General features: G+C 69.2%; 20 protein-coding genes. 8 read left to right on the top strand and 12 right to left on the bottom strand.

Going from position 1 to position 23247, the window contains the following annotated elements; all coding sequences use genetic code 11:
- Window positions 1–13: 13 nt before the first annotated feature.
- Window positions 14–2269, bottom strand: coding sequence for a DUF6049 family protein (locus OG625_RS19240; RefSeq protein WP_329382361.1), 2256 nt, complete (start codon window positions 2267–2269; stop codon window positions 14–16).
- 186 nt (window positions 2270–2455) lie between these two features.
- Between OG625_RS19240 and OG625_RS19235 the strand changes: the two genes are divergently transcribed.
- Window positions 2456–3898, top strand: a complete 1443-nt coding sequence (locus OG625_RS19235; RefSeq protein WP_329382359.1) for a CCA tRNA nucleotidyltransferase — start codon at window positions 2456–2458, stop codon at window positions 3896–3898.
- Window positions 3899–3962: 64 nt separating this feature from the next.
- On the opposite strand, the gene OG625_RS19230 is transcribed toward OG625_RS19235, so the two are convergent.
- The 3 genes from OG625_RS19230 to OG625_RS19220 all read right to left on the bottom strand — a co-directional run bounded on the left by OG625_RS19230 (window position 3963) and on the right by OG625_RS19220 (window position 7090).
- The gene (locus OG625_RS19230) at window positions 3963–5249 is read right to left on the bottom strand and encodes an MFS transporter (RefSeq protein ID WP_329382357.1); all 1287 of its coding nucleotides are present in this window, start codon (window positions 5247–5249) and stop codon (window positions 3963–3965) included.
- 106 nt (window positions 5250–5355) lie between these two features.
- Window positions 5356–6438: an inositol-3-phosphate synthase gene (locus OG625_RS19225; protein WP_329382355.1), complete on the bottom strand. Its 1083-nt coding sequence runs from the start codon at window positions 6436–6438 to the stop codon at window positions 5356–5358.
- A 49-nt stretch (window positions 6439–6487) separates the two neighbouring features.
- On the bottom strand, window positions 6488–7090 hold the full coding sequence (locus tag OG625_RS19220) for a PadR family transcriptional regulator (protein ID WP_069921079.1): 603 nt from the start codon (window positions 7088–7090) through the stop codon (window positions 6488–6490).
- A 274-nt stretch (window positions 7091–7364) separates the two neighbouring features.
- Here OG625_RS19220 and OG625_RS19215 point away from each other — a divergent pair, with 274 nt between their 5' ends.
- The gene (locus OG625_RS19215; protein WP_329382352.1) at window positions 7365–9953 is read left to right on the top strand and encodes a transglycosylase domain-containing protein; all 2589 of its coding nucleotides are present in this window, start codon (window positions 7365–7367) and stop codon (window positions 9951–9953) included.
- A gap of 100 nt (window positions 9954–10053) precedes the next feature.
- On the top strand, window positions 10054–11514 hold the full coding sequence (locus tag OG625_RS19210; RefSeq protein ID WP_329382350.1) for a glycosyltransferase family 87 protein: 1461 nt from the start codon (window positions 10054–10056) through the stop codon (window positions 11512–11514).
- A gap of 36 nt (window positions 11515–11550) precedes the next feature.
- Here the strand turns inward: OG625_RS19210 and OG625_RS19205 are convergent, their stop codons facing one another.
- The 3 genes from OG625_RS19205 to OG625_RS19195 form a co-directional block, all read right to left on the bottom strand.
- Entirely contained in the window at window positions 11551–12582 is a 1032-nt protein-coding gene (locus tag OG625_RS19205) for an alanine racemase (protein WP_329382348.1), read from the bottom strand.
- A 37-nt stretch (window positions 12583–12619) separates the two neighbouring features.
- Window positions 12620–13738: a lipid II:glycine glycyltransferase FemX gene (locus OG625_RS19200; protein WP_329382346.1), complete on the bottom strand. Its 1119-nt coding sequence runs from the start codon at window positions 13736–13738 to the stop codon at window positions 12620–12622.
- A 141-nt stretch (window positions 13739–13879) separates the two neighbouring features.
- Window positions 13880–14194 carry a hypothetical protein gene (locus OG625_RS19195; protein ID WP_329382344.1) on the bottom strand — a complete coding sequence of 105 codons (315 nt, stop codon included), beginning with the start codon at window positions 14192–14194 and terminating at the stop codon, window positions 13880–13882.
- Between the two features lie 248 nt (window positions 14195–14442).
- Between OG625_RS19195 and rpsF the strand changes: the two genes are divergently transcribed.
- From rpsF to rplI, 4 genes are all read left to right on the top strand, one after another.
- A complete protein-coding gene (gene rpsF / locus OG625_RS19190; RefSeq protein WP_015034882.1) occupies window positions 14443–14733 on the top strand; it encodes a 30S ribosomal protein S6 in 291 nt (96 codons plus the stop codon).
- Window positions 14734–14805: 72 nt separating this feature from the next.
- Window positions 14806–15408 carry a single-stranded DNA-binding protein gene (locus OG625_RS19185; protein ID WP_329382342.1) on the top strand — a complete coding sequence of 201 codons (603 nt, stop codon included), beginning with the start codon at window positions 14806–14808 and terminating at the stop codon, window positions 15406–15408.
- 43 nt (window positions 15409–15451) lie between these two features.
- Window positions 15452–15688, top strand: a complete 237-nt coding sequence (rpsR, locus tag OG625_RS19180; protein WP_005315025.1) for a 30S ribosomal protein S18 — start codon at window positions 15452–15454, stop codon at window positions 15686–15688.
- An 18-nt stretch (window positions 15689–15706) separates the two neighbouring features.
- Window positions 15707–16153 carry a 50S ribosomal protein L9 gene (gene rplI / locus OG625_RS19175; RefSeq protein WP_329382340.1) on the top strand — a complete coding sequence of 149 codons (447 nt, stop codon included), beginning with the start codon at window positions 15707–15709 and terminating at the stop codon, window positions 16151–16153.
- A gap of 109 nt (window positions 16154–16262) precedes the next feature.
- On the opposite strand, the gene OG625_RS19170 is transcribed toward rplI, so the two are convergent.
- Entirely contained in the window at window positions 16263–17600 is a 1338-nt protein-coding gene (locus tag OG625_RS19170; protein WP_329382337.1) for an MATE family efflux transporter, read from the bottom strand.
- Window positions 17601–18040: 440 nt separating this feature from the next.
- Between OG625_RS19170 and dnaB the strand changes: the two genes are divergently transcribed.
- Entirely contained in the window at window positions 18041–19534 is a 1494-nt protein-coding gene (gene dnaB / locus OG625_RS19165) for a replicative DNA helicase (protein ID WP_329390775.1), read from the top strand.
- A gap of 22 nt (window positions 19535–19556) precedes the next feature.
- Here dnaB and OG625_RS19160 read toward each other — a convergent pair whose 3' ends face one another.
- The 4 genes from OG625_RS19160 to OG625_RS19145 all read right to left on the bottom strand — a co-directional run bounded on the left by OG625_RS19160 (window position 19557) and on the right by OG625_RS19145 (window position 23220).
- Window positions 19557–20342, bottom strand: coding sequence for a thioesterase II family protein (locus tag OG625_RS19160; RefSeq protein WP_329382334.1), 786 nt, complete (start codon window positions 20340–20342; stop codon window positions 19557–19559).
- An 86-nt stretch (window positions 20343–20428) separates the two neighbouring features.
- Complete coding sequence (locus OG625_RS19155; protein ID WP_329382332.1) at window positions 20429–21391, bottom strand: fatty acid desaturase family protein; 963 nt, start codon at window positions 21389–21391, stop codon at window positions 20429–20431.
- Window positions 21388–21603: an MbtH family protein gene (locus OG625_RS19150; protein ID WP_329382330.1), complete on the bottom strand. Its 216-nt coding sequence runs from the start codon at window positions 21601–21603 to the stop codon at window positions 21388–21390. The genes OG625_RS19155 and OG625_RS19150 overlap by 4 nt, the downstream gene beginning before the upstream one ends.
- A 237-nt stretch (window positions 21604–21840) precedes the next feature.
- Window positions 21841–23220: an MFS transporter gene (locus OG625_RS19145; protein ID WP_329382328.1), complete on the bottom strand. Its 1380-nt coding sequence runs from the start codon at window positions 23218–23220 to the stop codon at window positions 21841–21843.
- Window positions 23221–23247: the final 27 nt, after the last annotated feature.

Raw genomic sequence — 23247 nt, 5'->3', positions numbered from 1 at the left:
GCCACGGCGTCGCTCAACGGTCCACTGTCTCACCCGTGCCGGACCCGTCGGTGCTTTGCGGTCCGGTGTCCGGGGACTCGTCACTCTGCTGCGTGCTCTCCTCGGCGGCCGCGCGGGCCGCCACGCGCTTGCGACTGGCGTACATCTTGATGCCCGCCAGGACGAGGAGGAGCACACCGCCGGCGATGACGAGCATGACGGTGGGGGTGATCTCGGTGGCCTCGACGGTGAACTTGCGCGGTTCGCCGTAGGGGACGCCGTCCTTGGTGAACAGCTGCGCCGTGACCTCGACGGGGCCGCTCGCGGTGGCGTTGGCGGTGAACTTCACCGTCTGGGTGTGGTCGCCCTGGACGGAGACCTGCTGTTCGCTGTCGCCGAACATGAGGCGGGTCGGGTTGGCGGACTTGACCCGCAGGACGAGGTCGTGGACGTCCTGGACGAGGCTGTTCTGGACGCTGACCGGGATGGTGGCGCTGTGTCCGGACAGGGTGGCGTCGGACTTGGGGACGACCTTGACCTTCTGGGTGAGGCCGATCAGGTACTCCTGCACCTGGTCCCGGTAGAGGCGGGCCTCCTCGGGGCGGCCGCGCCAGGAGGTGGACATCTCCCGGTTGATGGTGTTGCCGAAGGGGATCTCGACGCGGTCGGGCGCGGCGAGGATGACCTTGAAGTGGTCGAGGGTGTTCTGGGTGGTTCGGATCTTCTCGAAGGCCGCTACCGGCAGTTCCTGCTTGCTCAGTGCCTCGGGGTACTGTCCGGCGCCGGGCACCTGGGTGGCGGCCCCGGGGTCGGGCTTGGCCGCCGCGGCGGCTTCGAGGTCGGAGGGCTGGGTCCAGCGGCCGGACTGGAGGCCGCGCAGGGCGGCGGCCATGGTCTGCACCTGGCTGACGCTGGGCACGCGCTGCGGGGCGACGACGAAGCTGCGCTGCTCGCCCGTCTTCTGCAGGTTGAGGGCGAGGCTGTCGGCGAGGAAGCGCTGTACGGCGAGCGTCGAGTTCGCGGCGCTCAGCATGTCGCCCTCGAAGGCGGTGGAGAGTTCGGCGTCCGCGACGACGGCGGTGGTGCCCGCTCCGATGGGCCGGGCGGCGGAGGGCGTGTAGCCGAGGGCTCCGCTCTCCTGGAGGCTGTCGCTGCGGGCGAGGACGTTGTGGGCGCCGGCCGAGGTGGCGACGTTGACGATCGAGGGGTCGATGGCGCCGTCCACGGGCCAGGAGAAGTCGGTGGACGCGGGGACGTGCAGGACCGTCTCGACGGCCCGCTTCGCCTTGTCGGTGGCGGGCTGCAGCTGGCCCAGGCTGCCCGAGACGTCCTTGCCGCGGTGGGCGAGGGAGGCGAGGTCCGGGTCGGCGAAGGGCAGGGCGATGACCTTCTTGCCCTGGACCGCGGCTTCCAGGGAGCTCAGCCACTGCTCGGCGACGGCCTTGTTCTTGCCCTGGACGGGCTTGCCGCCCGGGACGCGGAGCCGGTAGCCCTTGGTCATCGCGTCGACCGTGGCCAGAAGGTCCGGGTCGATGACCCAGGTGACCGGGAGTTCCTTGCCGAGCGAGACCATCTGGCCCAGGCGTCCGGCCGGCTTGAGGTCCTCGGCGAGGGAGTCGTCGAGGAAGACGGGGGTCTGGACGTCGTCCGAGCCGGTCTCGGCGGTCAGCTGGGTCGTGGAGATCAGCGGCCACACGTAGGAGAGCTGGGCGCGCTTGGCCGCGGTTTCCGGCTGCCAGGGAAGGAAGGTCCGCTTGATGCCGAGGACCTGCTCGGACGGGCGGCTGTCGGTCACGCCGGACAGGGAGACGCCGAGCTGGTAGACGCCGTCGCCGTCCAGCTCCAGCTTGTTGACCGGGACGCTGAGGGTGAACGGCCGGCCGACCTTCGAGGGCAGTGCGTCGATCTTCACGGCGTAGGCCGGGTCGATCTCGCCCGGGTCGTTGCCCGGCCGGAAACCGGTGCGCTCCGCGGCATCGTCGATGGAGGAGCGGTCCGCGAGGGTCGGCCCGACCCGCAGGCCCACGTGTGCGTCGGTGATCGTCTCGGAGCCGTTGTTGACCACGACGCCCTCGATGGTGAGGGTGTCGCCCTTGACCGGGGCGGTGGGGGCCATGGACATGAGCTGGACGTCGACCGCGGGGCCCTGGGCTGCGGCGGCCTTCGGGGCGGGAGAGTAGACCAGGGCGGCGAGCACGGGGGTCCCGGCGAGCAGGATCATCGTGCGCCGCAGCCAGCGGCGCCGGGCAGGAGCGGGTGACGCCCCCTGGATGTCTGCCGCCTCGGCCACGCGCTAGCCCGTCCCTCGAAGTGTCAGTGGTCGTCGTCTGTGCGTCCGAGCATGGTAACGAGGCCCGCTGTGTGCGAGTGCCGCGCCTTGCTCCACATGATCGGCTCAGCCCCGGGGCACCGGTGTACCGGGGTCGCCGTGAAACGCGGGAGCCCCCGGCGGGCCGGGCACGTACCCTTTTCTGTTGTGCCGAACGCCAATGAAGACAACCTCAGTGCCCTGAGTCAGGTGCAGCGCCGCGCGGTCAGTGAACTGCTGCGGGTCGCCCCTGTCGCCGACGAGCTCGGCCGCCGATTCCAGGAGGCGGGCTTCCGTCTCGCCCTGGTCGGCGGGTCCGTCCGCGACGCGCTGCTGGGGCGTCTCGGCAATGACCTCGACTTCACCACCGATGCCCGTCCCGAGGCCGTTCTGAAGATCGTTCGGGGGTGGGCCGACTCGGTGTGGGACGTGGGTATTGCCTTCGGCACCGTCGGTGCGCAGCGGGACGGCTTCCAGATCGAGGTGACGACGTACCGCTCGGAGGCGTACGACCGTACCTCGCGCAAGCCCGAGGTCTCCTACGGTGACTCGATCGGGGAGGACCTGGTCCGGCGTGACTTCACGGTCAACGCCATGGCGCTGGCCCTGCCGGAGCAGGAGTTCATCGACCCGCACGGCGGCCTGGAGGACCTGGCCGCCGGCGTCCTGCGTACTCCGGGCACCCCCGAGGACTCGTTCTCCGACGACCCGCTGCGGATGCTGCGGGCGGCGCGGTTCGCCGCGCAGCTGGACTTCGAGGTCGCCCCGGAGGTCGTGGCGGCGATGACGGCGATGGCCGACCGGATCGAGATCGTGTCGGCGGAGCGGGTGCAGGCAGAGCTGAACAAGCTGATCCTGTCCGCCAACCCCCGCAAGGGCCTGGGTCTGCTCGTGGACACGGGGCTGGCCGACCGGGTGCTGCCCGAGCTGCCCGCGCTGCGGCTGGAGAGTGACGAGCACCACCGGCACAAGGACGTCTACGACCACTCGCTGATCGTGCTGGAGCAGGCGATCGCGCTGGAGGAGGACGGCCCGGACCTGGTGCTGCGCCTCGCGGCGCTGCTGCACGACATCGGCAAGCCCCGTACCCGCCGCTTCGAGAGCGACGGCCGGGTCTCCTTCCACCACCACGAGGTGGTGGGCGCGAAGATGACCAAGAAGCGGATGACCGCTCTGAAGTACTCCAACGACATGGTCAAGGACGTGTCCCGGCTGGTGGAGCTGCACCTGCGGTTCCACGGCTACGGCGACGGCGAGTGGACCGACTCCGCGGTGCGGCGCTACGTGCGGGACGCAGGGCCGCTGCTGGAGCGCCTGCACAAGCTGACCCGGTCCGACTGCACCACGCGCAACAAGCGCAAGGCCAACGCGCTCTCCCGTACCTACGACGGGCTGGAGGAGCGGATCGTCCAGCTGAAGGGGCAGGAGGAGCTGGACGCGATCAGGCCCGATCTGGACGGCAACGAGATCATGCGGGTGCTGGACGTCGGCCCCGGTCCGGTGATCGGCAAGGCGTACGCGTTCCTGCTGGAGCTGCGGCTGGAGAACGGCCCGATGGAGCACGAGGCGGCGGTCACCGCCCTCAAGGAGTGGTGGGCCGCACAGGCCTGATCCACGGCGGCCCCGATGTTTCACGTGAAACATCGGGGCGATCCGCCGAATGTTTCGCCCCCGGCTACCGCTGGGAGGTGCCCCCTGTGAAACGTCGTGTCCGGCGGCTCAGCAGCACTGCGGTCGCCGCGTAGAGGGCGGCCACGCCGAGGATCAGGACCACGGACCGTCCGTCGGCGGGGAGCATGAGCGAGGACACCGCCGCCGCGCCGACGAAGGCGACGTTGAACAGCACGTCGTAGACGGAGAAGACACGACCTCGGTAGTCGTCGTCGATCCGGGACTGGATGACCGTGTCGGTGGCGATCTTGGCTCCCTGGGTGGCGAGCCCGAGGACGAACGCGGCGACCAGCATCGGCCCGAAGGTGAAGAACAGGCCGAGGGCCGGGACCAGGACCGCGGCGGTCGCGGAGCAGGCGGTGATCCAGCCGAGGGTGCCCAGCCGGCCCACCAGCCAGGGGGTCACGACGGCGGCCGCGAAGAATCCGGCCGCGGAGGCGCCGACCGCCATGCCCAGCAGGGCCAGTCCGTCGGCCTCGTTGTCCGACCAGGAGTAGCGGCAGAGCATCAGCAGCGTGACGGTCAGCGCCCCGTAGCAGAACCGCATCATGGTCATCGCGGAGAGCGCCTGTGCGGCTTCCTTGCGCGAGGCGAGGTGCCGTAGCCCTTCGGTCATGCCCTTGACGGTGAGGACGACCCCCTCGGTGATGGACGGGTGGGTCGCGCCCGGTGGATGGTCGGGCCCCAGGAGGCCGATGGCCAGGCGCAGGGAGACCAGCGCCGAGCACAGGTAGAACGCGGCGGCGACCAGGACGACGATCGCGTTGGAGTCGGCCGCCAGGATCCGGACGAGGAACGCCAGTCCCCCGCCGGCGGTCGCGGCGAGGGTTCCCGCGGTCGGGGAGAGCGCGTTCGCGGTGACGAGCTGGTCGGGGCCGACGACGTGGGGCAGGGAGGCCGCCAGGCCGGCGAGGACGAAGCGGTTGACCGCGGTCACGGACAGCGCCGAGGCGTAGAAGATCCAGTCGGGGACGTGCACCACGATCAGCATCCCGGTGATGCAGGCGAGGAAGGCCCGCAGCAGGTTGCCGTAGAGGAAGACCTGGCGGCGCCGCCAGCGGTCGAGCAGGACCCCGGCGAAGGGGCCGATCACCGAGTACGGCAGCAGCAGGACCGCCATGGCCGAGGCGATGGCCCCCGGTGAGGTCTGCTTCTCCGGGGAGAACACCACGTACGTGGCGAGCGCGACCTGGTAGACGCCGTCCGCGGCCTGCGAGAGCAGCCGTACGGCGAGCAGGTTGCGGAAGTCCCTCAGGCGCAGGAGTACGCGCAGATCACGTACGACAGGCATGAGGGCAAGGGTCACATACGCGGAGGGTCCCCGGGCACATTGCCCGGGGACCCTCCGCGAAGAACTGTCGACGTCCGGGTGTCCGGAAGGACACCGTGGGGTTCGACTAGCGCTCGACCTCGCCCTTGATGAACTTCTCGACGTTGGCGTAGGCCTCGTCGTCGAAGTACTGCACCGGCGGGGACTTCATGAAGTAGCTCGACGCCGACAGGATCGGGCCGCCGATACCGCGGTCCTTGGCGATCTTCGCGGCGCGCAGGGCGTCGATGATGACACCGGCGGAGTTCGGGGAGTCCCACACCTCGAGCTTGTACTCGAGGTTCAGCGGGACGTCGCCGAAGGCACGGCCTTCGAGGCGCACGTACGCCCACTTGCGGTCGTCGAGCCAGGCGACGTAGTCGGACGGGCCGATGTGGACGTTCTTCTCGCCGAGCTCACGGTCGGGGATCTGCGAGGTGACGGCCTGCGTCTTGGAGATCTTCTTCGACTCCAGGCGGTCACGCTCCAGCATGTTCTTGAAGTCCATGTTGCCGCCGACGTTGAGCTGCATGGTGCGCTCAAGACGGACACCACGGTCCTCGAACAGCTTCGCCATCACGCGGTGCGTGATGGTGGCGCCGACCTGCGACTTGATGTCGTCGCCGACGATCGGGACACCGGCCTCGGTGAACTTGTCGGCCCACTCCTTGGTGCCGGCGATGAAGACCGGGAGGGCGTTGACGAAGGCGACCTTGGCGTCGATGGCGCACTGGGCGTAGAACTTCGCCGCGACCTCGGAACCGACGGGCAGGTAGCAGATCAGGACGTCGACCTGACGGTCCTTGAGGATCTGGACCACGTCGACCGGAGCCTCGGCGGACTCCTCGATGGTCATGCGGTAGTACTTGCCCAGACCGTCGTGGGTGTGGCCGCGCTGCACGGTCACGCCCGCGTTCGGGACGTCACAGATCTTGATGGTGTTGTTCTCGCTGGCGCCGATGGCGTCCGAAAGGTCGAGGCCGACCTTCTTCGCGTCGACGTCGAACGCGGCGACGAACTCGATGTCACGCACGTGGTAGTCGCCGAACTGGACGTGCATCAGACCGGGGACCTTGGCCGCCGGGTCGGCGTCCTTGTAGTACTCGACGCCCTGCACCAGCGAGGCGGCGCAGTTGCCTACGCCGACGATGGCTACGCGAACCGAACCCATTCCGGTTGCTCCCTGTTTGTTCTCGGACGAGGTCTGCGAGATGCAGGCCTCATTTTTCAGTTTCGTCGGACGGACCGGGTCGTCTCCGATCCCGTCCCGCCCGCTCACTCTCGATGAGCTCGTTCAGCCAGCGCACTTCGCGCTCCACGGACTCCATGCCGTGCCGCTGCAGCTCGAGCGTGTAGTCGTCGAGGCGCTCTCGGGTGCGGGCCAGTGAGGCGCGCATCTTCTCCAGACGCTCCTCCAGCCGGCTGCGGCGGCCCTCCAGTACCCGCATGCGGACGTCTCGTTCGGTCTGGCCGAAGAAGGCGAAGCGGGCGGCGAAGGACTCGTCCTCCCAGGTGTCGGGGCCGGTGTGGGAGAGGAGCTCTTCGAAGTGCTCCTTACCCGCGGCCGTCAACCGGTAGACGATCTTGGCGCGGCGCCCTGCGAGTGAAGCGGCGAGGGCGTCTTCCGGGGCGTTGCCCGGCTCTTCGATCAACCAGCCGTTGGCGACCAGCGTCTTGAGGCAGGGGTAGAGCGTCCCGTAGCTGAAGGCTCTGAACACCCCAAGCGAGGTGTTGAGCCGCTTGCGCAGCTCGTAGCCGTGCATGGGGGATTCGCGGAGCAGGCCGAGGACGGCGAATTCGAGGATGCCTGAGCGTCTGCTCATCCGCCTGCCTCTCCTCCGACCCTGTGTCTTTATACCGAGCTGATGTATCGGCTCGATACATCCAGACGATAGAACGGGGCGACTCAGTCGACAAGTGGTGGCGTGGTGACCGGCATCACATCACCAATTCGTACGAGGCGAGTTGCCTGTTTTGGGGTGAACTTCGGCACTGGTCGGGTTTTGAGCGTGCGTAGTCTGTGCGCCATGACACCGGGGGAACCGGAATTCATCTGCCGCGTCCAGGCCACTCGCCTGCCCGAGGAGTAGTCGTTCGATGAGCGAGCACCGCCGCAAACCGTCGCAGCCCCAAGGTGGTGGGCGGGCCGCGGCCCGCCGGGCCGCCCAGCAGCGCCCCGGCAGGGGCGCCGGGACCGGACGTGACGTCCCCACGGCGTCACCCAGCGGCCCCTATACGGAACCCTCCGCACACGGCAGCCGCTCGGAAGCGCGCCGGGCCGCCCAGAGAGGATCCGGGGGCCGTGGCAGGAGCGCAGGCACCGCCGCCCGCGGCAGTGGCCGCCCCGACAAGCGGCTGATCAACTACCCGAGGTCGGACCGGGAAGGCTGGAAGCGCTTCCTGCCCTCCTGGAAGCTCGTCGGCGGTACGGGCCTGGGCTTCTTCGCGGTCGTCATCGCGGGCGCGGGCATCGGCATCGCCATGGTGAACACGCCCGACCCGAACAAGGCCGCCCAGGCGCAGAACAACGTCTTCAACTGGTCCGACGGCACCCAGATGGTGGCCACCGGCGGTTCGATGAACCGGCAGATCGTGCCGATCTCCAGCATTCCCCGGTCGATGAGGGACGCGGTGATCGCCGCGGAGAACGAGTCCTTCGAGACGGACAAGGGCGTCGACCCGATGGGCATCGCCCGAGCCGTGTGGAACATGGCCACGGGCGGTTCCACCCAGGGCGGCTCGACCATCACGCAGCAGTACGTGAAGAACACCTACCTGGACTCCGACCAGACGATCAAGCGCAAGGTCACCGAGCTCTTCATCGCGATAAGGCTCGGTACCACCGAGGAGAAGGACGTCGTCCTCGCCGGCTACCTCAACACCGCCTACTACGGGCGGGACGCCTACGGCATCCAGGCCGCCGCCCGCGCCTACTTCGGCAAGGACAGCAAGGACCTGAACCCGGCCGAGTGCGCCTTCCTGGCCTCCGTCCTCAAGGGCCCCAACCTGTACAACCCGGACGGTGGCATCGGTGCCGCGGCCACGCCCCAGCTCAACGAGGAGCGCGCCCGCAAGCGCTGGACCTGGGTCCTGGACCGCGAGGTCGAGGTGGGCCGGATGGACAAGGCCGAGCGGGCGAAGTACACCGACAAGGAGTTCCCCGCCCGCGTCGAGTCCGAGCAGGCCCGCGGTATGACCGGCCAGATCGGCTACCTGGTCGACACGGCCAAGGCGTACGTGATGAAGACCAAGGGCATCACCGCCGAGCAGATGGCCCTGGGCGGGTACGAGATCACGACCACTTTCGAGAAGTCGAAGGTCGACGCACTGTCCAAGGCCGTCGAGGACACCCGCAACGGGCTCATCGACGAGAAGAAGCGGCCCGACACCGACACCTTCGTACAGTTCGGCGCGGCCTCGGTGAACGCCAAGACCGGGGCGCTCGTGGCCCTGTACGGCGGTCCGGGCTGGGACCACAAGTACTTCAGCAACAACGCCAACACCACCGGTGTCCCGGTCGGCTCGACCTGGAAGCCGTACGTGCTCGCGGCGGCCATGCAGTACGGCACCCAGAACTCCAACGGCAAGGGCATCTCGGCCGACAGCAAGTACCAGGCCAACGACCTCACGGTGATCAACAACCGTGAGGGCAGGCCGCTGCGCGGCCTGGACGGCACCCCGTTCAAGCAGAAGAACGAGAGCCCCACCGCCTTCGGGTACGTGACCCTCAACGAGGCGATGGAGAAGTCCATCAACGTCCCGTTCGCCCAGCTCGTCTTCGACGTCGGCCACGACAAGGTCCGCAAGGTGGCCGAGTCCACGGGCCTGCGCCCGGACTCGATGACCCCGGACAACGACGCCTCCTTCGCGCTCGGTACCTCCACCCCCAGCGCCATCCGCATGGCCAATTCGTACGCCACCTTCGCGGCCTCCGGCACGCACCACGAGCCGTTCTCCGTGACCAAGGTCGAGAAGGACGGCGAGCCGCTGGCCGGCTTCGAGCCGACCAAGGCCGAGCGGGCCATGGACAACGCCATCGCGGACAACATCACCAAGGTCCTGGAGAACGTCGTCCAGAACGGCACCGCCACCAAGGTGAAGAAGCTGGGCCGGCCCGCCGCGGGCAAGACCGGTACCACCGACTTCAACAAGTCGGCGTGGTTCGTCGGCTACACCCCGGAGCTGTCCACCTCCGTCGTCCTCTTCCGCAGCGACCCGAATTCGGCGGACAAGGCGCTGCAGTCCATGAAGGGCGTCGGTGACATCCCCTCCATCCACGGTGGTGACATCCCGGCCGAGATCTGGACTGAGTACATGCTCGAGGCGGTCAAGGGGACCCCGAAGACGGACTTCCCCGAGGCCGATGAGGTGGGCGTCACCGCGGACGCCTCCGGAGCCCCCTCCCCCACCCCCTCGGCCCCGCCGGCCCCGTCGCCGTCCCCGTCGATGCAGCCGTCGAACACGCCGTCGGGCCGTCCCTCGCCCTCCAGGAGCGGCAAGCCCTGCAAGCCGTGGGAGCTGTACTGCGACCCGGAACCCTCGAGCGGGACCTCCACCGGCACGACCTCGGGCGGGCTCATCGGCGGCGCCGACGGCGGATCGGGCGGCTCGCCGTCGCCCTCCAACACCGACAAACCCGGCCGCCCCGGCGGCTCCACCACGGGGACGCTCACAGAGCCCCAGTGACGGGCCCCGCCCGTCGCACGCAACGTGGACCGAGGAAGGCCGTCGCACCCGGTGCGACGGCCTTCCCCCATGTCCGGCCCGGTACGGCAGGATGACCCCCATGACGAAGGTGCACGAGGACCGTCCCGTACTGCCCACCCAGCAGGACGAGGTCGCCGCAGCCGGAAGTGAGTTCATCGGCGGCCCGATCGGCCGCTACGCACGGCTCGGCGGGCACTGGCTGGCGCCGGTCCGGGTCGTGGTCCTGCTCGCCATCGGCATGTTCGCGCTCGGCATGGTGCAGAAGCTGCCCTGCTACAACTGGGCGTGGTTCCAGGGGGCGAGCTCGCAGTACACCCACGCCTGCTACTCCGACATCCCGCACCTCTTCGCGGCACGCGGCTTCGCCGACAACCTGACGCCCTACTTCGACCGGCTCCCCGGCGACATGGAGTTCCTGGAGTACCCGGTGCTCACCGGACTCTTCATGGAGGTCGCCTCCTGGCTGACCCCGGGCACCGGCTCCATCCAGCACCGCGAGCAGATGTACTGGATGGTCAACGCGGGCATGCTCATGGCCTGCGCCGCCGTCATCGCCGTCTGCGTGGCCCGCACCCACCGCCGCCGTCCCTGGGACGCCCTGCTCTTCGCCCTCGCTCCGGCCTTCGCGCTCACCGCGACGATCAACTGGGACCTGCTGGCCATCGCCCTGACCGCCGCCGGGATGCTCATGTGGTCCCGCGGCCGTGCGGTGCTCTTCGGCGTCTTCATCGGCCTGGCCACCGCGGCCAAGCTCTACCCCGTCCTGCTGCTCGGGGTGCTCTTCGTGCTGTGCTGGCGGGCCGGGAAGTGGCGGGAATTCGGCGCCGCGACCCTGGCCGCGGCCGGCGCCTGGCTCGTGGTGAACCTGCCGGTCATGATCTTCGCCCGGGACGGCTGGTCGAAGTTCTACACCTTCAGCCAGGAGCGGCCGATCGACTTCGGCTCCGTGTGGCTGCTGATCTCCCAGCGCTCCGGCAACCCCCTCGACGGCGCCAACACGTACGCGACCGGGCTGACGCTCCTGATGTGCGGGGCCATCGGACTGCTGACCCTGACCGCCCCCAGGCGCCCCCGCTTCGCCCAGCTGGCCTTCCTCGTCGTGGCCGCCTTCATCCTGGCCAACAAGGTCTACTCGCCGCAGTACGTGCTGTGGCTCATCCCGCTCGCCGCGCTGGCCCGGCCCCGCTGGAGGGACTTCCTGATCTGGCAGGCCGGCGAGGTCGTCTACTTCCTCGGGATCTGGTTCTACCTCGCCTACACCACCAGCGGGGACAAGCACCAGGGCCTGCCCGTGGAGGGCTACCAGCTGGCGATCGCCGCCCACCTGCTGTGCACCCTGTACCTGTGCGCCGTCGTGGTCCGCGACATCCTGATGCCCGAGCGCGACGTCGTACGCAGGGACGGTGCGGACGACCCCTCGGGCGGTGTCCTGGACGGGGCGCAGGACGTGTTCGTGCTGTCGGACGCGGCGAGGGCGCCGCGGTACGCGGCGCCCTCGGAGGGACAGCGGGTCGACTGGGGCACGGGGCCCAAGGACTGAGCGGGACGGGCCGCGGACGCGGGGCCGCGGCCCGGCTCAGGCGTCGAGCACCCGGTCGAACTGCGTGGTGGTGTGGCGCAGGTGCGCCACGAGCTCGTCGCCGACCTTCGGCTCGTCCGTGTCCGAGGGCACGAACAGGATCGACACCTGCATGTGCGGAGGCTCCGCGAACCAGCGCTGCTTGCCCGCCCACACGAAGGGCGACAGGTTCCGGTTGACCGTGGCCAGACCGGCCCGGGCGACGCCCTTGGCGCGCGGCATCACGCCGTGGAGCGCCTTGGGGGCCTCCAGGCCCACTCCGTGCGAGGTACCGCCGGCGACCACGACCAGCCAGCCGTCGGAGGCGGCCTTCTGCTGGCGGTAGCCGAACCGGTCGCCCTTGGCGACGCGCGTGACGTCCAGGACCGAGCCCCGGTACTCCGTGGCCTCGTGGTCGCCCAGCCACAGGCGGGTGCCGATCCGGGCCCGGAAGCGGGTCTGCGGGAACTGCTGCTGCAGCCGCGCCAGTTCCTCGGCCCGCAGGTGGCTGACGAACATGGTGTGCAGCGGCAGCCGGGCCGCGCGCAGCCGGTCCATCCAGCCGATGACCTCCTCGACGGCGTCCGAGCCGTCCGGGCGGTCCAGCGGCAGGTGCAGGGCGAAGCCCTCCAGCCGGACGTCCTCGATCGCGGAGTGCAGCTGGCCCAGGTCCTGCTCGGAGATGCCGTGGCGGCGCATCGAGCTCATGCACTCGATGACCACCCGGGCGCCGACCAGGCCGCGGACGCCGTCCAGCGAGGCCACCGAGCGGATGACCCGGTCCGGCAGCGGCACCGGGTCCTCGCCCCGCCGGAAGGGGGTCAGGACGAGCAGGTCGCCACCGAACCAGTCCTTGATGCTCGCGGCCTCGTAGGTGGTGCCGACGGCGAGGATGTCGGCGCCCATCCGGGTCGCCTCATCGCACAGCCGCTCGTGGCCGAAGCCGTAGCCGTTGCCCTTGCAGACCGGGACCATTCCGGGGAACTGGTCCTGGACCTGCTTCTGGTGCGCACGCCAGCGCGCGGTGTCGACGTAGAGCGTGAGCGCCATGCCCGTCCGGAGCCTCTCGTATGGGGTGGGGGTGGGGTCAGCGGCGCGACATGTAGATGTCGAGCGCCTTGTGCAGGACCTTGTTGAGCGGGAAGTCCCACTCGCCGACGTACTCGACGGCCTCGCCGCCCGTGCCGACCTTGAACTGGATCAGCCCGAACAGGTGGTCGTTCTCGTCCAGCGTGTCAGAAATGCCGCGCAGGTCGTAGACGCTGGCGCCGAGTGCGTACGAGTCGCGCAGCATGCGCCACTGCATCGCGTTCGACGGCCGGACCTCGCGCTTGTGGTTGGCGGAGGCGCCGTACGAGTACCAGACGTGCTGGCCGACGGTGAGCATCGTGGCGGCGGCCAGCGGCTCCCCCTCGTGCTTGGCGATGTACAGCCGCATCCGGTTGGGGTCCTCGGAGTTGAGGGCCGTCCACTGGCGCTGGAAGTAGCTGAGCGGGCGCGGGCGGAACTTGTCGCGCTCGGCCGTGATCTCGTACAGGTGCTGCCAGGTCGGCAGGTCGTCGTAGCCGCCCTGGACGACCTCGACGCCGGCCTTCTCGGCCTTCTTGATGTTGCGGCGCCACAGCTGGTTGAAGCCCTTGAGGACGTCGTCCAGCGAGCGGTTGGCCAGCGGCACCTGGAAGACGTAGCGGGGCTGGACGTCGCCGAAGCCGGCGCCGCCGTCCTCGGCCTGCTGCCAGCCCATCCGGCGCAGCTTGTCGGACACCTCGAAGGCGCGGGGCTCGATGTGCGAGGCCTCCACGTCGCGCAGCCGCTTGACCTCGGGGTCCTGGATACCGGCCTTGATGGCGGTCGAGTTCCAGCGGCGGATGACGACGGGCGGGCCCATCTTCACGGTGAAGGCGCCCTGCTGCTTGAGGTGCGCCAGCATCGGCTGGAGCCACTCGTCCAGGTTCGGGGCGTACCAGTTGATGACCGGGCCCTCGGGGAGGTACGCGAGGTACCGCTTCACCTTGGGCAGCTGGCGGTACAACACGAGCGCGGCACCGACGAGTTCACCGGACTTGTCGAACCAGCCGAGGTTCTCCGAGCGCCACTCGTTCTTGACGTCGGCCCATGCCGGGACCTGGCAGTGGCTAGCCGAGGGCAGGCTCTGGAGATAGGCCAGATGCTGCTCTCGGCTGATGGTGCTCAGGGACAGGCTCATGCGGGGTGTCTCCTCCGGCGGCTTCGCTGGCTATGGCGCGAAGCCTACTGCGACGGGGGCGCCACCCATCTGGGGGACGGGCCGGGACCCGGGCCGGTGTGCGGCCCGCGCCCCGTCGCGGAGGTTCCCCGGTCAGCCCGGTCAGCCGCCGAAGAGGCCGCCGTGGAACATGCCGATGAAAAAGCCGATGGCAGACGCGCCAAGGCCGATGATCAGCGCGAAGCGCTCGCGTGTCGTGGCGGAGATGAACTGTCCGTATGCGCCGGTCAGGATCCCGATCAACCCTGCCCACGAGGTGAGCAGGTGCAGGTTGTGGAAGAACGCCGTGACGAACGCCACGGCTCCGAGGGCCAGCGTGACCGCCATCAGGGTGTCCTGCAGCGGATGGGGCTTGCCGTCGGTGGACAAGAGGGAGATCGGAGGGGGCGTGGACTGGTGTCGCATGGCCTGTGCCATCGGAAGGCACCTCCTGGCTTGGCAGAGCGGTGCCGGTGTCCGCCTCCGGCGGGAGCTGGAGGCATAGCACCGAGCACACCCGATGGATACAGATTGTGTCCCCCTGGCGCCGGATTTCAACCGGAAGGAGTCGAGCAGGTAGTCTGTACAGCTGCGCGGTGTCTGCTCTAGGACACCGTGCGCACGCATCACGACCCTCCTGCCACGGAACGACCGTGGCCGCTGAGTCCAAAGGAGGTGGGTTCCACATGCGTCACTACGAAGTGATGGTCATCCTCGACCCCGATCTCGAGGAGCGCGCTGTCTCCCCGCTGATCGAGAACTTCCTTTCTGTCGTCCGTGAGGGCAACGGAAAGGTCGAGAAGGTCGACACCTGGGGCCGTCGTCGTCTCGCTTACGAGATCAAGAAGAAGCCCGAGGGCATCTACTCGGTCATCGACCTTCAGGCCGAGCCTGCGGTCGTCAAGGAGCTTGACCGACAGCTGAACCTGAACGAGTCGGTTCTCCGGACCAAGGTCCTTCGCCCCGAGACCCACTGAACTTCGGTTCAGCGGTAATCGGGATCGAGTAGCACAGCAGCCCAGCAGCAATCCCCGCCGAGAGGTTCATCCATGGCAGGCGAGACCGTCATCACGGTCGTCGGCAATCTCGTCGACGACCCCGAGCTGCGCTTCACCCCCTCGGGTGCGGCGGTCGCGAAGTTCCGTGTCGCGTCCACCCCCCGCACCTTCGACCGTCAGACCAATGAGTGGAAGGACGGCGAGAGCCTGTTCCTGACCTGCTCGGTGTGGCGGCAGGCGGCTGAGAACGTCGCCGAGTCCCTCACGCGAGGCATGCGCGTCATCGTGCAGGGCCGGCTGAGGCAGCGGTCGTACGAGGACCGTGAGGGTGTCAAGCGCACGGTCTACGAGCTGGACGTCGAGGAAGTCGGCCCCAGCCTGAAGAACGCCACGGCCAAGGTCGCCAAGACCACCGGTCGCGGTGGCCAGGGTGGATACGGCGGCGGCGGTCAGCAGCAGCAGGGTGGCGGCGGCGGCAACTGGGGCGGAGCCCCCGGTGGCGGCGCGCCGCAGGGCGGCGGAGCTCCCTCCGACGACCCGTGGGCGTCCAGCGCGCCGGCCGGTGGCCAGCAGGCGCAGGGCGGCGGCGGGGGCGGTTGGGGCGGAAGCTCCGGCGGCTCCGGCGGTGGCTACTCGGACGAGCCGCCCTTCTAGGGCAGCTCGCATCCCCACTTCTTGATCACACAGGAGAGACACAATGGCGAAGCCGCCTGTGCGCAAGCCTAAGAAGAAGGTCTGCGCATTCTGCAAGGACAAGACCGCGTACGTGGACTACAAGGACACGAACATGCTGCGGAAGTTCATTTCCGACCGTGGCAAGATCCGTGCCCGCCGCGTTACCGGCAACTGCACGCAGCACCAGCGTGACGTCGCCACGGCAGTGAAGAACAGCCGTGAGATGGCGCTGCTGCCCTACACGTCCACCGCGCGATAAGGAAAGGGTGACCGACTAATGAAGATCATCCTGACCCACGAGGTCTCTGGCCTCGGCACCGCCGGCGATGTCGTCGACGTCAAGGACGGTTACGCTCGCAACTACCTGGTCCCGCGTGGTTTCGCGATCCGCTGGACCAAGGGTGGCGAGAAGGACGTGGCGCAGATCCGCCGCGCCCGCAAGATCCACGAGATCGCGACCATCGAGCAGGCCAACGAGGTCAAGGCCAAGCTCGAGGGCGTGAAGGTCCGTCTGGCCACCCGCGCGGGTGACGCCGGTCGTCTCTTCGGTTCCGTGACCCCGGCCGACATCGCCACGGCGATCGAGGCTTCGGGTGGCCCGAAGGTCGACAAGCGCCGCGTCGAGCTGGGCTCCCCGATCAAGACCCTCGGTTCGTACCAGGTCTCCGTGCGTCTGCACGCCGACGTGGCCGCGAACGTGGGCATCGAGGTCATCGCCGCCTAAGGGCAGCGAAGCGAAGGGCCGCACCCCACTGGGGTGCGGCCCTTCGTCATGTTTCACGTGAAACATGACGGTAGCCCCATGTTTCACGTGAAACATCGCCTACTACCACCTACCGCGTGGCGCCGGCGACCAGCCAGCGGCCCGAGCGGGCGCGCAGCTGGAGGGTGGCCATGCGGACCAGCATCATCAGCGTCAGGGCCCACCACAGGGCCGTCAGGCCGCCGCCGAGGGCCGGGACGAGCAGGGCGGCCGGGATGAACAGGGCGAGCGTCAGCAGCATGGCCCAGGCCAGGTAGCGGCCGTCGCCGGCGCCCATCAGGACGCCGTCGAGGACGAAGACCACGCCGCAGACGGGCTGGGAGACGGCCACGACGAGCAGGGCGGGCAGGATGGCGCCCTCCACCGCCGGATCGCTGGTGAAGAGCGGGATCAGCAGGGGGCGGGCCAGGACGACCAGCAGTCCGAGCACGATGCCGGAGCCGATCCCCCACTGCACCATGCGGCGGCAGACGGCCTTGGCGCCGTCGGTGTCGCCCGCGCCCAGGTAGCGGCCGATGATCGCCTGTCCGGCGATGGCGATGGCGTCCAGAGCGAACGCCAGCAGGGTCCACAGGGAGAGCAGGATCTGGTGGGCGGCGATGTCGGCGTCGCCGAGCCGGGCGGCCACCGCGGTCGCGATCAACAGGATGGCGCGCAGGGACAGGGTGCGGACGAGCAGCGGTGCCCCGGCCTGTGCGCAGGCCCGGATGCCCGCGGCGTCGGGGCGCAGGGAGGCGCCGTGCCTGCGGGCGCCGCGTACGACCACGACGAGGTAGGCGGCGGCCATGGCGCACTGGGCGATGACCGTGCCCCAGGCGGAGCCGGCGATGCCGAGTCCGGCGCCGTAGACGAGGGCGGCGTTCAGGCCGGCGTTGAGGGTGAAGCCGCCGATGGCGACGTAGAGCGGGGTGCGGGTGTCCTGGAGGCCGCGGAGGACGCCGGTGGCGGCGAGGACCATGAGCATGGCCGGGATGCCCACGGCGGATATCCGCAAGTAGGTCACCGCGTACGGGGCGACGGTGTCGGAGGCCCCGAAGAGGGAGACGAGCCAGGGGGCCGCGGGCAGGACCACGGCGATGACACCGATGCCGAGCAGGAGGGCGAGCCAGATGCCGTCCATGCCCTGTCGGATCGCGGCCGGGAGGTCGCCGGCGCCGACCCGGCGGGCGACGGCCGCGGTGGTGGCGTAGGCGAGGAAGACGAAGATGCTCACCGCGGTGGTGAGGAGGGCGGCGGCGATGCCGAGGCCGGCCAGCTGGGGTGTGCCGAGGTGCCCCACGATGGCGCTGTCGGCCAGCAGGAAGAGGGGCTCGGCAACGAGTGCGCCGAAGGCGGGGACGGCGAGGGCGAAGATCTCCCGGTCGTGCCGTCTCGGTGCGGCCTTCGGTGCTGCGGGGGCCTGTGTCATGCGCTCAATCTAATCTTCCACAGGTAATAGACGCAAGGGCCAATGGGTCCTTACTGCGGCGTCGACCAGGGCGTTCCCCGTGCCTCATTGGTGGCGATCTTGAGACAGTGGCCAAGATTTTTCTCCCGGAGTGCTCACGGCGGGAGAATTTGCAGGTCAGGTGGGGTGTGGGGGTGGGTCAGGTGATTTTGTCCACAGCGTCGTCCCCCGGTCCGTGCACAGCTTCCGGGGACTTACCCACAGCATTGGCGCCGTCGTCCACATCTCATCCACACACCCTGTGGATAACAAGATTGGCTGACGCCGCTCCCGGCCCTACCGTGGTGCGTTGCCCGACTCGCCGACAGCCGATTCGGGTGCCCCAAATGTCAGAGCCGTGACGTAGAAAGAATGGCACGGCGAGGTCCGCTCTGCGGACGGGAGGAGGCGGCCCGGTGAGCATGCCCGAGCCCATGGACGACCCTTGGGCCGACAGCGGTCCGGGGGACCGTCTGCCCGCCCGTTCCCGCCGTGGCGGTGAAGGCCGCGGCCGCGGGGACGACCAGCAGGACCGGGGCCGCGACGGCGGCTCCTGGGACGGCGGCGGCAGCGGTGGCGGCGGTGGCGGCGGCTTCGAGCGCGTCCCCCCGCAGGACCTCGACGCCGAGCAGTCGGTGCTCGGCGGCATGCTGCTGTCGAAGGACGCCATCGCCGACGTCGTCGAGGTCATCAAGGGCCACGACTTCTACCGGCCCTCCCACGAGACGATCTACCAGGCCATCCTCGACCTGTACGCCAAGGGCGAGCCGGCCGACCCGATCACGGTCGGCGCCGAGCTCACCCGGCGCGGGGAGATCAGCAAGGTCGGCGGGGCCTCGTACCTGCACACGCTGGTGCAGTCCGTGCCGACGGCGGCGAACGCCGAGTACTACGCGGAGATCGTCCACGAGCGTGCCGTACTGCGCCGGCTGGTCGCCGCCGGTACGAAGATCACGCAGATGGGATACGCGGCGGACGGCGACGTCGACGAGATCGTCAACAGCGCCCAGGCCGAGATCTACGCCGTCACCGAGCAGCGGACCTCCGAGGACTACCTGCCGCTGGGCGACATCATGGAGGGCGCGCTCGACGAGATCGAGGCGATCGGGTCCCGCAGCGGCCAGATGTCGGGTGTTCCGACGGGCTTCACGGACCTCGACTCGCTCACCAACGGCCTGCACCCCGGCCAGATGATCGTCATCGCCGCGCGTCCCGCCATGGGTAAGTCCACCCTGGCGCTGGACTTCGCCCGCGCCTGCTCCATCAAGGCCAACCTGCCGAGCGTGATCTTCTCCCTCGAAATGGGGCGCAACGAGATCGCTATGCGCTTGCTCTCGGCGGAGGCGCGGGTGGCCCTGCACCACATGCGTTCGGGCACGATGACGGACGACGACTGGACCAGACTGGCCCGCCGGATGCCGGACGTCTCCGCCGCCCCGCTCTACATCGACGACTCCCCCAACCTGTCGATGATGGAGATCCGGGCCAAGTGCCGCCGGCTCAAGCAGCGCAGCGACCTCTCGCTCGTGGTCATCGACTACCTCCAGCTGATGCAGTCGGGCGGTTCGCGACGGCCCGAGAGCCGCCAGCAGGAGGTCTCGGACATGTCCCGAAACCTGAAGCTGCTGGCGAAGGAGCTGGAGGTCCCCGTGATCGCGCTGTCCCAGCTGAACCGTGGTCCCGAGCAGCGCACCGACAAGAAGCCGATGGTCTCCGACCTGCGTGAATCGGGCTCCATCGAGCAGGACGCCGACATGGTGATCCTGCTGCACCGCGAGGACGCGTACGAGAAGGAGTCCCCGCGTGCGGGTGAGGCGGACCTGATCGTGGCGAAGCACCGTAACGGCCCCACGGCCACCATCACCGTGGCCTTCCAGGGCCACTACTCGCGGTTCGTGGACATGGCCAACACGTAGCGTCCGCCTCTCCCGCGGCTGGTCAGGGCGTCGGGCGGGACCTTTCCAGCACCGCCGTCAGGCGGTCGGCGAAGAGTTCCGGCTCGGCCGTGAAGTAGAAGTGGTCCCCCGCGAACACCTGGAGGTCCCAGGCCGCCAGGGTGTGGCGGCGCCAGGCATCGGCGTGCGCGGGGCGGACCTTGGGGTCCGTTTCCCCGGTGAAGACGGTGATCGGGCACGCCACCACCGCCTCCGGACCGGCCCGGTAGTTCTCGATGGCCTCCAGGTCGCCCCGGATCGCCGGGAGCAGCAGCTCGACCAGCTCCGTCTGGTCGGCGAAGGCCAGGTCGGTGCCGCCGAGGTCCATGACGGCCGCCAGCACGGCCTCGTCGTCGAGGAAGCGGATCCCCTCGTCGACCCGGTCCGAGGGGGCACCGGTCGCCGAGGCGACGATCCGGTCCGGGGACCGCCCGGTCTCCCGCTCCATCCGCCGGGCCACCTCGAACGCGACGATGGCGCCCATGCTGTGGCCGAAGAACACGGGCCGGCCGGCCAGCCAGGGCCGAAGGGCCTCGTAGGCCGCGTCCGCCAACTCCTCGATCGAGGTCAGTGCCTCCTCCCCCAACCGGTCCGCCCGCCCCGGGTACTGGACGACCAGTACCTCCGCGGTGGGGGCCAGGGTCTGCGCCAGCGGATACCAGTAGCCGGCGGACCCGCCCGCGTGCGGGAAGCAGATGAGGGTGCGCCCCGTGCCCGTGGACGGGTGGAAGCGACGGACCCAGCGGTCCCGCAGTTCCGACGCGGACGCGCCGCTCGCCGCCCTGCTCATGCGCTCACCAGCCCCGGGCCGCCGGGGGGTACGTCACCGGTGTACGGCATCGTCGGTCTCCTTCCTCGGTCTCTTCCCGTGACGGGTCAGCGGGTGCGATGGGCCGGCGTCTCGATCTCGACGCCCGACCGGCCCCGGCCGAGCACCTCGCGGAGCACCTGGCCGTAGAACTCCCAGTAGCTGTGCTCCACGAACTTGGCGAACCGCTTCACCTCGTCGTGGCGTTCGTGCAGGCGGTTGATCGGGACGGTCATGGCCGCGTGGTGCTCCACGTGCAGGTTGTTGCCGTTGGTGTACCAGGTGCTGAACCAGCTCCCGCTGATCGAGCGGGTGTTGCGCAGTACGTCGGTGGTGTCGTTGTCGCAGCGGATGTGCTCGGGCAGCTCGACGAGGAAGTGCAGCGGAACGGACACCAGCAGCATCGGCGCCACCCACAGCCACAGCACCAGCTCCGCGTACCCCGCGACGGCCGCGCCGGCGGCTGCCAGCACGACCAGGCTGATGAAGCGGTGCTCGTTCATGCTGTCCTTGCGGATCCGCTCCGATATCTGCCCGCCGTCGTACTGCCAGGTGCCGCGCCAGCTCTTCCAGCAGTCCACCGCTACGGCCGCCAGGCGCCCGTAGTCGAAGACGCCGCGCAGCAGCGTCTTGAGGGTCAGCGGCTGGCGGGTGTCGAAGCCGAAGAACTCGGAGTCCTGGTCGGTGCCGAGGTAGCGGTGGTGCTGGAGGTGGCGCACCCGGTAGTGGCTGTAGGAGACGAAGAGCGGGGTGCCGAGGAGCACGCCGACGGCCCGGTGCCGGTTCGACTTCAGGAACGCCGAGTGGTGCAGGCACTGGTGCTGGAGCTCCACCATGTGCGTGTACAGCGCGCCGAGGACGACGACGCCCGCCGCGATGCCCCACGGGGCGCCGGTGAGGACGAAGGCGGTGCCGGCGGCGAACAGCACCACGACGACGGCCAGCTTGAGCAGGAAGGTGGCCTGGTCACGGGAGGTGACTCGGGCCCGCTGGAACAGCAGCAGCGGTTCCGCGATGGTTTCGGTGCTCATCGGGCCGCCAGCTCGTGCCGCACCAGGCTCGCCGGGCGCAGGTCGGTCCAGTTCGCCTCGACGTGGTCGAGGCAGTGCTGCCGGGTGTCGGGGCCGAAGGAGGTGGCCCAGCCCGCCGGCACGGCGCTGTTCTCGGGCCACAGGGAGTGCTGGTTCTCGTCGTTCACGAGAACCAGGAAGGTGCCGTCTTCGTTGTCGAACGGGTTCGCCATGTCAGGTTCCGTTTCGGGAGTCGGGAAGGGAATTCCGGGATTCGGGCCGGATTTTCCCTCGGAGACTAATGGCCTCCCATTCCGTCGAGCGGCATGCCGACGGGCAGCTCTGCGGTACTTCTGCGGCAGTTTCACGCCCGGCCCCGGCTGGGCGTCTGCCCTGGTCAGGGCAGACAGAACGGGCGGTGGGCATGGGAATGAATTCCCGTGCCCACCGCCCGTCGGGGGTGTGAACGATTACGCCGAAACCGAATCCTTGGAAACGGAATCCGCTGCGGAGGAATCCGCGTCGGCGGAATCGTCCGGCAGGTCGCGCATGCGCCGCAGTGGCGAGAAGACCACCCACAGGGCGGCGCTCCACGTGCCCAGGACGCAGATCCACATGGCGGGCCGCAGGCCGAGCTGGCTGCCGAGCAGACCGCCGGTGAGCGCGCCCAGCGGGATGACGCCGTAACAGATCCACAGGAACGCGGCGTTGACGCGCCCCATCATCCGGGTCGGGGTGATCCGCTGCTGGTAGGAGGTGGCGGCCACGTTGTACAGGACGGCGTTGGCCGAGAAGGCGGCCAGGCCGAGGCCGTACAGCACGATGCCCCAGGCGCCGGTCGGGGCGAGCGGCATCAGCAGGTAGAGCGGGCCCGGGATGGCCATGGCCATCCAGATCACGCGGGCGGTGCCGAGCCGGCGGGAGATCCGGTTGGTGAACGCGCCGATCGCCAGGCCGCCCACGGCGCTGATGCTGAAGACCAGGCCGACCGTCCAGGAGGAGGCGCCCAATTCGCGCAGGAGGAAGGTGACCTCGATGGAGGTGCTCGCCATCACGAAGAAGTTCGAGGTGGTGGTGCAGGCCAGGATCTTGCGCAGGATGGGCTGGCGGCGGATGAAGGCGATGCCTTCGAGGGTCTCGACGCGGAGCGGGAGCTTTTCCTCCTGCTCCTCCTCGGCCTCGTCGGCCCCCTTCGGGCGCGGCTCCTCGCGGATCAGCCACAGGGTGATCGCGCTGATCAGGAAGGCGGTCGCGTTGGTGAAGAAGGTCTTGGTGGCGCCGATCAGGCCGATCAGCAGGCCGCCGAGGGTGGGACCGATGAGCTCGGCGGTGTCCTGGCTCATCACCAGTTTCGCGTTGCCGTCCACGAGTTGGTCGGCGTCGACGAGGCGGGGCAGCTGTGCCTGGTAGGCGACCTTGAAGAGCACGGTGAGTACGCCGGACAGGCCGACGACCGTGTAGAGGTACCACAGGCGCAGGTCCCAGACCATGGCGACGATGGGCAGCGAGCCCATCAGCACCATCCGGCCGAGGTCGCAGCCGATCATCAGCCGGCGCTGGTCGAGCCGGTCGGCGAGGATGCCGGCGGGCAGGGAGAAGATCAGGTAGGGCAGCCAGGCGAGGAAGGTCAGCAGCGAGATCTGGAAGACGCTCGCGTTCAGGACGCTCGCGGCGAGCAGCGGCACGGCCACGCCCGATATCCGGGAGCCCAGCTCGGCGGCGCTCTGGCCGCTCAGGAGCAGCAGGAAGTTCCGGCTGCGCCACAGCGAGGTGGGCCGGGCGTCGTTCTCGGGCGCGGCCCCGTCGGGGGTCTCGTCCGTCTCCACCGGACGGACCTGTTGTTGTGTCACTGGATCACCTAACTGAGCGGACGGATC

Origin of the sequence: Streptomyces sp. NBC_01351 (assembly GCF_036237315.1) — a bacterium.
Lineage (GTDB): Bacteria > Actinomycetota > Actinomycetes > Streptomycetales > Streptomycetaceae > Streptomyces.
The sequence above is the reverse complement of the archived record's forward strand: the minus strand, read 5'-3'. Positions and strand labels throughout refer to the sequence as shown.